Raw genomic sequence first — 12675 nt, 5'->3', positions numbered from 1 at the left:
ATGATTAAAACAACTTCTATGCTAAAAACTAAACCGCTGCCGGATGTTGCAGCACACCATACCGCCTCACATGCGCTGACACTGCAATGGGTAGGAATGGAAAATATTGCACTGCCAATCAAGCTTGATTTAGGCAATAACGATCAGCAGCCGATCAATGCCAGTGCCAATCTCTATGTCAGCCTCGATAGCCCGGATGCAAAAGGTATCCATATGTCTCGGCTGTACTTACAGATGAACAGCCATCTGGCAAACAGATCTCTCAGTAGAGACGCTATCGCACAGCTACTGTCTTTGATGGTGGAATCGCAACAAGGCATCAGCCAAGGCGCACGGATACAGCTACAGTTTGATCTGCTGCTGCAACGAAGTTCCTTAAAAAGTAACGAACAGGGCTATCAATCCTACCCGTTCACCCTCAATGCGGAACTGCTGGGCGACCGCCTTAATATCGAATTAGAACTGACTATTCCCTACTCCAGCACCTGCCCTTGCTCCGCCTCTTTATCAAGGCAGTTATACAGTGAAGCGATCGATCGAAAGTTTGCGGGTACAGCCATCGACAAAGAGGCTCTGCTGCTGTGGCTCCAGTCCGAGGCTGGCTCCATCGCCACACCCCATAGTCAACGCTCCTATGCCTATCTGAAGATGCAGCTGAATGATCACGCGTTTCCTCAACTACCCGAACTCATCGATCGTTTCGAAGAAGCTATCGGCACCCCAGTACAAGCGGCGGTGAAACGCAGCGATGAGCAAGAATTCGCCCGCCTGAATGCAGAAAATCTAATGTTCTGTGAAGATGCAGCACGACGGATCAAGCAATCATTGGAAGCAATGAGCGAGATAACCGACTACTGGTTTAAAGTGGAACATCAAGAGAGCCTGCATGCCCATAATGCGGTGGTCATCGATCAGAAATACACGGCGGATAACTAAATAATGCTACGAAAAAACCCTTCAGGCCTCAGCCCCCAAGTATCTGCCAAAGCCTTTATCGATCCGACGGCTATCATCTGTGGGCGTGTCATTATTGAAGACAATGTTTTTGTCGGTCCCTACGCCGTCATCCGTGCCGATGAGGTGGACACCCATGGCAATATGGAGCCGATTATTATCCAGCGTGATTCCAATATTCAAGATGGTGTCGTCATCCACTCAAAATCTGGCGCAGCGGTTACGGTCGGGCAACGTACCTCAATTGCCCACCGCTCGATTATCCATGGCCCTTGCACCGTGGGAGATGATGTCTTTATCGGCTTTAACAGCGTGGTATTCCGATCCCATATTAACGATGGCTGCGTTATTCGACATAACTGTGTCATCGATGGCTTGGACTTACCCACCAAGATGCATGTCCCGCCAATGACTCATATCGGGCCCGACTTTAATCTTGATCAGATCGAGCAGGTTCCCCCGGACTACTCCTCTTTTTCTGAGTCGGTGGTGGCGGCTAACCACTGGCTAGTAGAAGGATATAAAAAGATTTCTAACGAATTATAAAGAAGAAAGATCGATAGATAACGCAGAAAAAAGTGACCTTGCAACACTCACTGATGAAGAGCCACTTCTGACATTCAGCAGACATGGCGGTAGTAGTGCAACATGAGCGAGCCAGCAATAGAGGATGCTCTTTACGAAACTGCATCCATGCAGCTTCTTTCAGGTTTACCACTGGATAAGCCGATCGACCATTCTAACGTTTCGCCACCTTTTTGGAGGTCATATCTTGATCAGAAAGATGTTTCTGGAATCGACAACAGGCTGACTGAAGCAGGCTACTGATCAAAGGGAACTCTTTGATGAATGCCACGCTCAAGTCAGCCTCTCCATGCGATTATCAATCTTTATCTATCAATCAAGAGATGATTCCCAAGACGAATTTATTAATTGATGAGTTGTACTCTGTCTCATGACTTAATTACGGTTGTTGACCCGCCGCTAACCGCGCATTGATGTTATCGACTACGGCCGGTAAGTCGGCAACCGAATCAATCACATAGTGAGCCCCGGAGAGTGCCATCTGTCGGTGAGCTTTCAATCTGATACTCTCTTTAGTTTCAGCATTCAGTGCATCCCACTGCGCCAAACTTAAACCATTAGCATTACCACTAACAGCCACCCCAACAGTCCACATACCAGCGTTCAAACCCTCTTCGATACCGGTTTCAGTATCATCTACTTTGATACACGCCTGAGCTTCGAGAACACCCAGTTTTTCCATCACCGCTTGTGCCATGTAAGGGTAAGGACGGCCCTTTGATACTTCGGTTGCACAAACATTCACATCCGCTTCATAGCCTAGCTCTTTAGCAACCGCTTTAACTTGACCATACATTTCAGTGTTGTAACCCGTATTCCCACCTAACTGGATGCCTTGCTGACGTAATTTAGTTACAGTAGTTAACCAGCCAGGAATTAGTTCGCCGCACTGTCGGATAGTGGCTAGTTGCAAGGGTAAAAATTCTTCATATAAGGCCTGCACATCCGCTTCGACCGGCTCTGCCCCTTTAGCGGCTTTCCACTGTTCTGAGATCTCAGGCATTACCAGCATTTGCCTTATATGAACGCTTTTTTCTGTTCCCATCGGCTCTCTTGCCTGAGCTTCTGTCGCCATTACACCATGTTTCTTAAATAGCTCTAAAAAAGCAATAATAGGTGCCCGTGACCCAAAATCGATAGTTGTGCCTGCCCAGTCACAAATAACGGCTTTTACTGGCCCAGTGTATCGACGGGTATATTGGTAGTGAGTTGCTGTAGCTATCATCGTTGTCCATCCTGTTTTGGCATATTCATGTTAATGCCCCATTGTTTGTTCGCTGATCTATCAACGGTTAATTTACGCTAACCAATAAAGCTCAGAGTCGATCACCTTAATCAGTCGCTCCATATCGTCAGGAAATACATGCCCGATGTTGCCAATCCGGAAACAGTCGGCATCCGATACTTTTCCCGGATAGATAACAAAACCTTTTAGCTTTAACCGCCGATAAAACTCCTGGAACTGATAACCCGCATCCGTGGGGTTATAAAAAGTGGTGATAAACGGTGACTGAACCTCATCATTAAGCATGGTTTTGAAACCTAAGCTTCGCATCCCATCAACCAATACTTTGTGGTTTTGCTGGTAACGTTGATAACGAGCATTGATACCGCCTTCCTGCTCAAGTTCGATCAATGCCTGATCAAACGCTCTGACAGTGTGAGTCGGGGAGGTGAAACGCCACTTTCCACCGCCCTCCTCCATACATGTCCACTGATCATACAGGTCCAGAGAAAGTGACCGAGCAAACCCTTTCGCCGCAGTTAAAGCCGAACGTTTTGCAATAATAAAGCCAAAGCCAGGAACCCCTTGGATACACTTATTGGCACTGCTGATCAAAAAATCGATCTCAAGTTTGGCAACATCAATGGGTACACCACCAAAACTACTCATGGCATCAACAATCAAACAGGTATCGGTTTTTTTAACGATTTTAGCAATCTGCTCAATAGGATTTAGGCGACCGGTTGTCGTCTCACAATGCACTACCGCTACGTGACTATAACCATGATCACCAGATAGCTGTTGTTCGAGCGCTGCCAAATCAATAGCGCCTTGCTCGCCAAAATCCCACACCTTATTATCGATGGACAGCACATCAGCAATCTGACCAATACGCTTTCCATAAGTCCCGTTAGCGAGCACTAATAATTTGCCACTGTTCGGAATAACAGAGCCGATAACACTCTCAACCGAGGCAGACCCACTCCCCTGCATTAACACACAAGTGTAATCATTAGAGACGTCATGGCTTTCAGGTAACGCCAACGTGACAAGCCTTTCGCGAATAGCGTTGACGAGTTGGTTATATTCTTGATCCCAAGTGCACCAATCTTTCATCATCGCCTGACGAACGGAAGGGCTAGTCGATAGAGGGCCAGGGGTTAGGAGTAAATAGGGGTTGTCAGGTATAGCGTTCATCAATCATTGCCTCTGCATGGCCGAATTAATTTTTCTGGTCTATACCAGATTAGAGCTAAATAATATTGCTTGTTCTTGGTTCAGTCAATAATTGAATTCACTTTTTTTAAAACCCCAAACAAATGCTATTCTTCATGGTATATACCAGAAAAATATTACTTTATATACCTTAATCTTAAGACTTTAAATAAAAAAATTCTTTTGTGAATCTGCTAATTTTTTCTATTAAAAGTTTGATCTATTCATAAAATTGTAAGAATACTGCAGCAATTCTTTACTAATCTTGATCAATTTTATCAAAAACATGGTGATATCAATGATATTACAACCCTATATAGCACCTGATAGTATCGATGACTAAATCCATAAGATGGATATCTCTATAGCGCAAAAAATCAGAATAGAGAACGCCTCTATACTTAACGCTATAGTAAAGAATATTCACTCCCCCCCTTTATCATTGACCTAAAATGGAGCGCTACTGAATACAAAAAACCTTAATCCGCATTATTGTAGTGCGCTTATTTTTAAGACAAAAAACAGCAGTGCATCATAATCAGATAATATTAAAAGCTTATAAATATTTATAAAAACCCATGATTAAAAAACATAAACCATTGTTTCATATAGGTATTATTTCAACTGACAACCTTAACAAAGATCTATTAAAAAGCATCTACAACAAATTATTTTCACACTTAATATCTCTGGTATATACCAGATACTGTTATTTATGATATAAAAATAGTGTCTATCTGCTTTTTGAAAGAAACGATGACAGCCAATAACTTTTTAAAGTTGGCCTAACCGTTGCAACGTTAAGACGATAACGGGTTACCACGGCCTTAAACTGAGATAGCAGAATCTGCGCTCGATTAAACTTAAAACGAGATAAGGTAATACGAATGAAGATGAAATTTATTCCTTGTAAAGTAAAGTCGGCCTTAACGTCCCTTTCGGTCGCCATGCTGTTAGCTGGTTCTTATCAAGCACAAGCCGCAACAGAGTTAACGGTATACACTGCTTTAGAAGCAGACCAACTAAAAATGTATTCGTCTTCTTTTGAAGAAGAGTACCCCGATATAAAAATTAACTGGGTACGTGACTCCACCGGTATAGTAACGGCTAAACTTCTAGCCGAAAAAGAAAACTCCCGAGCGGATGTTGTGTGGGGTCTTGCAGGAACGAGTCTGCTGCTGCTTGCTAATGAGGGCATGCTTGAACCTTACGCCCCCAAAGGCGTAGAAAAACTCTCCCCTAGTTTTAAAGATACCAGCAACCCACCAACATGGACGGGGATGGATGCTTGGGTCGCCTCAATTTGCTACAACGAAATTGAATCCAAGAAACTAGGCTTGCCCAAACCCACCTCATGGAAAGACCTGCTTGACCCTGTCTACCAAGGCCACTTGATTATGCCGAACCCCGGCTCGTCAGGTACCGGATTTTTAGATGTATCAAGCTGGTTACAAATATTTGGCGAAGATGAAGGCTGGGCATTCATGGATGGATTGCACAAGAATATCGACCGCTATACGCATTCGGGATCTAAACCCTGCAAGTTAGCCGCAGCAGGTGAGATTCCCATCGGTATCTCTTATGCCTACCGAGCAGCGAGACTGATCAATAAAGGAGCACCGTTGTCGGTCATCGTACCGACCGAAGGTGTTGGTTGGGATATGGAAGCGGGCGGCATTATCAAAGGTACAAAGAATCTTGCTGCCGCACAGAAACTTATGGATTTCTCCGTCACCGTTAAAGCCAACGAAATGTATAACAAAAGTTTTGCGGTACTGGCGATTCCAGGCATTGCTAAACCCGTTAAGAACTTCCCGCCAGAGATCACCGAACGCATGATTGATAATGATTTTGCATGGGCTGCCGCCAATCGATCAAAAATACTGACCGAATGGAATAGTCGCTACAACGCCAAATCAGAACCTAAAAAATAGATCTCTCTATCCCCAAGGTGCAGGGCATAACAGCCCTGCACTGCTTAGCCCGTTATATACAATAAAAGTCTAGAGGTCTTTATGGTAGCGTTAGAAAAAAAACAACTTGAATACGAATATCACGATCCTAAAAACGATGCCGCTGCAGCTATTAAAAATGTCGTAGGGATGGGAAATAAGTATCTTGAAATCATCGATCTTGTTAAAAAATACGATGATTTCGTTGCGCTAAAAGGTATATCACTCACCATCAATAGCGGCGAATTTATCTGCTTTCTAGGACCGTCGGGTTGTGGCAAGACCACGTTTCTAAGAGCCATTGCAGGACTCGATCATCAAACATCAGGAAAGCTAATACAATCAGGTGTCGACGTATCTGAGTTGCAACCCAATAAACGTGATTTTGGCATTGTCTTTCAATCCTATGCACTCTTTCCAAACCTTACCGTGGCAAAAAATGTTGCCTATGGACTGGTCAACCGTAAGGCCAGCAAACCAGACATTCAACAAAAAGTATCTGAACTCTTACATACGGTTGGTCTGCCCGGTTCAGAAAGCAAATACCCCGCAGCACTATCCGGTGGACAGCAACAACGGGTGGCACTGGCTAGAGCATTAGCGACATCGCCAGGCTTACTCTTACTGGATGAGCCTCTTTCAGCCTTAGATGCACAAGTACGTACCCATTTGCGCAGTGAAATTAAAGCCTTACAACGCAATCTAGAAGTAACCACCATTATGGTCACCCATGATCAGGAAGAAGCCATGACAATGGCTGACCGTATTGTGGTTATGAATCACGGTGTCATTGAGCAAGTCGGCACCCCTCAGGAAATTTATCAACACCCTGCAACCGCCTTTGTCGCCAACTTTGTCGGCACCACTAACCTTTTACCCTGCACCGTCATAGACGCCAATTCAGTTGAAGTAGGCGGTGTAAAACTGAACGTTAGCGCCCCGCAGGTGCTGCTTGGTAAACAGGCTCTGCTTGCTATTCGTCCCGAAGATATAGGTGCCCGATCAATCAACAATAGTGATACTAACAGTCTCGATGTCCTGATCAACGAGATTGAATTTTTAGGTTCATTCTCTCGAGTAACACTGACCCATCAATCAGGTTTAACGCTAACCGCCGAATTCTCCATGAATTCAATGCGTGACTTGGATATCACGTCAGGTAAGTCCATGAAGGTAACGCTACCTATCAAACATATCCGGTTATTTCCGGAAGAACCATCATCACCTCGATAGGAGTTTTTCATGTCCTCGATCGCTCAGAGTACACAGGTTCCCCCTGTTTTAACCAAACCCAAACTCAGCCCTGATGATTGGGTAATGAGAACGCTGATTATTGTCGCAATAATCGCTCTATTTACCGTCATTGTGCTGCCACTTTATAGCATGCTTGCCAAAAGCGCCGAAAACTCAGCGGGAGAGTTTATTGGGCTGGCAAACTTTATTACTTATTTCAATAGCCCGGCATTATTTAAGTCGATTACAAACTCATTATTCGTGTCAGGCACCTCATCGATTACCGTACTTTTTCTGGCATTTTTGTATGCCTATGCTCTGACACGTACCTGCATGCGCTGCAAAGCATTCTTTAATATCGTGGCATTAATCCCACTCTTGGCGCCATCGCTACTCTCTGCGATCAGCCTCGTTTATGTGTTTGGTAATCAGGGTATCGCAAAGTCATGGCTTTTCGGTGAAAGTATTTATGGCCCTATCGGCATTATTATCGGTCTGGTTATTTGGGTATTTCCTTCGGCTCTGATGATTATCAAAACCTCTCTGCAAACAACCGATGGACGCCTTTATGAAGCGGCCACGGCTATGCGTTCAACCCCCTTACGCACCTTCTTAGTCGTCACCTTACCTGGGGTAAAATACGGTTTAATCAGCGCCCTCTTTATCGTATTTACACTCACTGTTACTGATTTTGGCGTTGCCAAAGTCATAGGTGGGCAATACAACGTACTGGCAACAGATCTCTTTAAACAGGTCATTGGCCAACAAAACTTTCAGATGGGGGCCGTGGTGGGTATTGTGCTACTCTTCCCCGCCGTGCTGGCATTCATTGCTGATCGCTATGTTCAACGTAAACAGGTCTCTCTGCTTTCTGCTCGTTCCGTTCCCTATACCCCGAAACCCTCTACGATCAAAGACAACCTCTTTTTCATCTATTGCACCTTAGTATCCGCCGTATTAATCGGTATGTTAGCGATGGCGGCTTATGCTTCATTTGTAACATTCTGGCCTTATGATCAAAGTTTATCACTGACTAATTATCAATTTGATCTCATGGATGGAGGTGGCTGGGGAGCATTCACTAACTCACTACGCATGGCTTTATATACCGCCGTTTTTGGTACATTGTTTATTTTTGGTACGGCTTATCTGGTTGAAAAGTGTCGCGGTTTCAAAGGCGCCAGAACAATTATTCAAATGTTCACCTTACTCCCAATGGCAGTGCCCGGCATGGTGCTGGGCCTATCTTACATATTCTTCTTCAATGCGCCGAACAACCCGCTTAATTTTCTCTATGGCAGCATGGCTATCATGGTGATCTCTTGTGTGGTCCACTTTTATACGGTGAGTCATATTACGGCGGTCACCGCTTTAAAACAGATGGACCCAGAATTTGAATCGGTCGGTGCATCCCTTAAGGTTCCACTTTATAAAACCTTTTTCCGTGTGACGTTGCCGATGTGCTTACCGGCTGTGTTGGATATTTCAACCTATCTATTTACAACAGCAATGACGACGGTATCAGCGGTGATCTTCCTTTACTCCCCAGACACCCAACTGGCATCGGTTGCTGTACTGAATATGGAAGGGGCCGGTGACATTGCACCCGCCGCTGCCATGGCCATGATGATCGTTTTGACGTCCGCTTGCGTCCGCTTATTACACTACTTTTTAACACGAGGATTACGGCGAAAACATCTCCTCTGGCGGACAAAATAGATACAACAAATAATGGCTGGAAGTTCATCAGACTGGATGACTAACCGGCCCTACTTTTTATTACACACAGATAATCTAGGTACGGTATGAAAACGCACTATGACGTGATTATTGTCGGCGGTGGCATTATTGGCAGTGCCGCCGCTTACTACTTAACACAAACAAAACATAAAAAAGTGCTGCTACTAGAGCGCAATACATTGAATTCAGGCACCACCAGCCAAGCGGCTTCACTTCTGATTCATTCAAGACCGAATCAAGTTTTAGCAGATATGGTGCAAGAAACATTCACGTCAATTACAAAACTACAACATGACCTAGATGATACGCTAGGTTATAACCCTGTGGGCTGTTTACACATAGGCGTGTCAGAACAAGCGAAAGCCGATGTCAAACAAGCCGCCGATGTCGCAGAGAACTTTGGTGTCGAAGTAGAACACCTCGATCGAAAAGCAGCACTCAACAAATCCCCTTGGCTTCAACTACCCGCCGATGCCGCCATCAGTTTTATTCCAGAAGACGGTTATATTGACTCCTATCTACTGGCTTCTGCCTATGTCAGACAAGCCAGAATACAGGGCTTAATCATTCAGCAGGGAGTCACCGTTAATGAAATTCTCACCGACGGACAGGGCCAAGCCACCGGTGTTCAGTGCGACAACGAACAGACTATTTATGCTGACAAAGTTGTCTTAGCCGGCGGCCCATGGTGCAGTTTATTAGCCGCAAAACTCGGCAGCAATCTGCCTGTCGCGCCAGTCAGAAGCCAGTATTGGATCACTCAACCCCACCCTGATTTTTCGCCTTTATCTCCGCTGACCCTATTACCCGATGCTAAAGCCTATACTCGACCTGAGGTGGGCGGGTTGTTATTTGGCCTTCGAGATGAACAGGGCGTACATGCGAGCCCTGCCGACCTACCCAACGATATCCATGGTTTTAGCTTTGGTTCTGATAATGGCTGGGAATCCTTGATGGCGGGATTTGAGCCATTAGCGAAGTTTATTCCGAAATTGAATGACCTCTCTATCGATCATTACATTGGCGGTGTTTCCAGCTATACGCCGGACGGCCGCTACATCATTGGTGAATTACCTTCAGTTAAAGGCGTATTTGTTGCTACCGGTTGCTGTGGCGCTGGCATAGCGATGTCATCGGGTTTTGGTCGGTTGGTTGCGGAGTTAGTGAACGAAAAACCGACATTCACCCGCATTGATACATTTAACCCAGCCCGCTTTCCCGAAGCCGACCCATTTAACCCGATCTTCAGAGAGCAATGCGCCAATGCTCGAAGTCGAAAAAAATAACCCGTCATGATGAACAAACCGCTAAACGGCGAATTTATATCGGCCCCTTTATTGTTGATAGAACGGAGATTGATCGATGCAAGCATCTTTAATTCGCGTAGCTAACGAGGTAGTCGAATGCTCGGGAGCGATTATTCGTCACTATTTCCGCAAACCTCTGGATATTATCCATAAAGGCGATATGAGTCCGGTAACCATCGCCGACAGAGAGACTGAAGCGGCCATGCGAGCCGTCATCAATCAGCACTTTCCACACCACAGTATTATTGGCGAAGAGGGTGAGGACACTATCGGTTCGCAGCCCTATACCTGGACAATGGACCCTATCGATGGCACTAAAAGCTTCATCACAGGCAACCCTCTATTCGGTACCTTGCTTTGTCTATCGGAAGAAAATACCCCGATGATAGGCATCATCGATATCCCCATCAGTAAAGAACGCTGGGTGGGTATGCGACATGAAGGAGCCACCTATAATGGCCATACCTGTCATGTCTCAAATAAGACTCAACTCAGTGAAGCACAACTCTACTGCACCGAACCCGACCTGTTTACTCCCCAACAAGCCGAATGCTTTCAAGCATTAGAAAAACATGTGCGTTTGCGACGCTTTGGGGGTGACTGTTATAGCTATGGACTACTCGCCTCTGGCCATATAGATCTTGTCGTCGAGGCCAGTCTTCACCCCTATGACTGGATGGCATTGATTCCGGTAATCGAAGGTGCCGGCGGCATCATCACCGACTGGAATGGCAACCCGTTAAACAATAACAGCGATGGTACCGTTATTGCTGCGGCTACGCGGGAATTACATGCGCAAGCGCTGTCAGTCTTCAAGCATTCATAAAACCCTATATAGAACATAGTTTGACCATTTAAGGAGAGTAACATGTCGTCGAGTTCTTATCTTAATCAGCCGGCAGGAGGCGAAGGAGACGTCAATACCTCCGATAACCGACAGGACTGGCAAAACCAGCATTTAGACGGCGCATCTCAGCAACTCTTACAACGAGATTCAGATTCATTTCTGCATCAATCTGTCTCAACGCCATGCCTAGCCGCGGTGCGTAAAGTCGAAGGTCTCTGGATCGAAGATGTTGCCGGTAATCGTTACATGGATTTTCATGGTAACAATGTTCACCATATTGGCCATGGCCATCCCCGTCTAATTGAAGCGGTAACCCGCCAAATGCATCAATTACCCTTTGCACCTCGGCGCTACACCTGTGATGTTGCGGTGGAACTCGCCGAAAAACTGGCCAGCATCACACCGGGTAACTTAGCAAAGGTACTATTTGCAACCGGCGGTTCCGATGCGATTGAAATCGCTATGAAAATTGCCCGTATCGCCACCGGCCGATTCAAAACACTGTCTTTTTGGGATTCGTTTCATGGTGCCGGTTTCGGAGCCAGCAGTATCGGCGGTGAACAGATGTTTAGAGCGCCGATCGGGCCTCCCCTGTCCGGCGCATTGCATGTGCCCCCCTTTGGTGATTACCGCAATGCTTGGGGAGTTCGCGAGGGAAGTTCGCAGCTTTGCCTTAATCAAATACGTTATGTTTTGCAGAAAGAGGGGGATATTGGCGCCGTCATTGCTGAACCAACGCGCGCAGTTCCTTATGTACCCAGCCCCGGTTTTTGGCAGCAAGTAAAGGCCGCCTGTCATGAGTTCGGCGCCCTGCTTATATTCGATGAGATTCCAACGGGCCTTGGAAAAACAGGTAAAATGTTTTCCTGTGAACATGACAACGTGGTGCCTGATATTCTGGTTTTAGGTAAAGCACTTGGCGGCGGCATGCTCCCCATTTCAGCGGTTGTTTGTCAGCCGGAGCTTGATGTGACTGGGCACTTCGCCATTGGTCATTACACCCACGAAAAAAACCCGGTCACCGCCCGTGCTGCGCTGACCACCATCGAGATCATCGAACAGGAAGGCTTAGTCGATAATGCTGACCGTATTGGCCAACAAGCCATGCGTGGATTACAAGTGTTACAAGCCACCCATCCATTGATTGGTGATGTCCGTGGTCGAGGCTTATTATTCGGCGCGGAACTGGTGTTAGATCGCGACACACGAGAACCTGCCAATGATGCGGCTGATCGCGTGCTCTATAAGGCACTCAGTCGTGGTTTAAGTTTTAAAACCACCATGGGGAATGTGCTGACATTTACGCCCCCGTTGATCACCACCGAAACGGATATGCAACGCGCCCTAGCTATCATTGACGAATGCCTTAGCGAGGTCGAAAAAGAACTGGGATTATCATTCTGATAATGGAAAGTAGCATAAGGTCATTATGCGTGACTGGGAAAGGCGGCTGTTAGCTTTTAATAAGCCGCTTTATCCCAATCATTCGATGCCGTTATTGAGGCCACCCAATAACTTTTTCTTAATTGAATATGACGCAGGAGCACATGCTCGAACTAACGCAAGTGCCCAACAAGTTCAGCTGTTTTTTACCATCATCGCATCATACTCAATATA

General features: G+C 45.9%; 11 protein-coding genes. 9 read left to right on the top strand and 2 right to left on the bottom strand.

Going from position 1 to position 12675, the window contains the following annotated elements; genetic code table 11:
- The first annotated feature begins 18 nt into the window (after nt 1-18).
- The 3 genes from folE2 to KO512_RS01485 all read left to right on the top strand — a co-directional run bounded on the left by folE2 (nt 19) and on the right by KO512_RS01485 (nt 1782).
- Nucleotides 19-936 (top strand): GTP cyclohydrolase FolE2, encoded by a 918-nt coding sequence (gene folE2, locus KO512_RS01495; RefSeq protein WP_215950561.1) that lies wholly within the window; start codon nt 19-21, stop codon nt 934-936.
- Nucleotides 937-939: 3 nt separating this feature from the next.
- Complete coding sequence (locus tag KO512_RS01490; RefSeq protein ID WP_215950560.1) at nt 940-1500, top strand: carbonate dehydratase; 561 nt, start codon at nt 940-942, stop codon at nt 1498-1500.
- 102 nt (nt 1501-1602) lie between these two features.
- Nucleotides 1603-1782 carry a hypothetical protein gene (locus KO512_RS01485; protein ID WP_215950559.1) on the top strand — a complete coding sequence of 60 codons (180 nt, stop codon included), beginning with the start codon at nt 1603-1605 and terminating at the stop codon, nt 1780-1782.
- 136 nt (nt 1783-1918) lie between these two features.
- On the opposite strand, the gene phnX is transcribed toward KO512_RS01485, so the two are convergent.
- Both phnX and phnW read right to left on the bottom strand, forming a co-directional pair.
- Nucleotides 1919-2764 carry a phosphonoacetaldehyde hydrolase gene (gene phnX, locus KO512_RS01480; RefSeq protein ID WP_215950558.1) on the bottom strand — a complete coding sequence of 282 codons (846 nt, stop codon included), beginning with the start codon at nt 2762-2764 and terminating at the stop codon, nt 1919-1921.
- 72 nt (nt 2765-2836) lie between these two features.
- Nucleotides 2837-3961 (bottom strand): 2-aminoethylphosphonate--pyruvate transaminase, encoded by a 1125-nt coding sequence (phnW, locus tag KO512_RS01475; RefSeq protein ID WP_215950557.1) that lies wholly within the window; start codon nt 3959-3961, stop codon nt 2837-2839.
- Between the two features lie 905 nt (nt 3962-4866).
- Between phnW and KO512_RS01470 the strand changes: the two genes are divergently transcribed.
- The 6 genes from KO512_RS01470 (at nt 4867) to pbfA (ending at nt 12462) form a co-directional block, all read left to right on the top strand.
- A complete protein-coding gene (locus KO512_RS01470; protein ID WP_215950556.1) occupies nt 4867-5913 on the top strand; it encodes a putative 2-aminoethylphosphonate ABC transporter substrate-binding protein in 1047 nt (348 codons plus the stop codon).
- 81 nt (nt 5914-5994) lie between these two features.
- Entirely contained in the window at nt 5995-7164 is a 1170-nt protein-coding gene (locus tag KO512_RS01465) for a putative 2-aminoethylphosphonate ABC transporter ATP-binding protein (RefSeq protein ID WP_354667724.1), read from the top strand.
- A gap of 9 nt (nt 7165-7173) precedes the next feature.
- The gene (locus KO512_RS01460) at nt 7174-8883 is read left to right on the top strand and encodes a putative 2-aminoethylphosphonate ABC transporter permease subunit (RefSeq protein WP_215950555.1); all 1710 of its coding nucleotides are present in this window, start codon (nt 7174-7176) and stop codon (nt 8881-8883) included.
- A gap of 86 nt (nt 8884-8969) precedes the next feature.
- On the top strand, nt 8970-10190 hold the full coding sequence (locus tag KO512_RS01455; RefSeq protein WP_215950554.1) for an NAD(P)/FAD-dependent oxidoreductase: 1221 nt from the start codon (nt 8970-8972) through the stop codon (nt 10188-10190).
- Nucleotides 10191-10266: 76 nt separating this feature from the next.
- Nucleotides 10267-11037, top strand: coding sequence for a histidinol-phosphatase (gene hisN, locus KO512_RS01450; RefSeq protein ID WP_215950553.1), 771 nt, complete (start codon nt 10267-10269; stop codon nt 11035-11037).
- Nucleotides 11038-11079: 42 nt separating this feature from the next.
- Nucleotides 11080-12462: a (R)-1-hydroxy-2-aminoethylphosphonate ammonia-lyase gene (gene pbfA / locus KO512_RS01445; protein WP_215950552.1), complete on the top strand. Its 1383-nt coding sequence runs from the start codon at nt 11080-11082 to the stop codon at nt 12460-12462.
- Nucleotides 12463-12675 lie beyond the last annotated feature (213 nt).

Origin of the sequence: Amphritea atlantica (genome assembly GCF_018860855.1) — a bacterium.
GTDB lineage: Bacteria > Pseudomonadota > Gammaproteobacteria > Pseudomonadales > Balneatricaceae > Amphritea > Amphritea atlantica_A.
The sequence above is the reverse complement of the archived record's forward strand: the minus strand, read 5'-3'. Positions and strand labels throughout refer to the sequence as shown.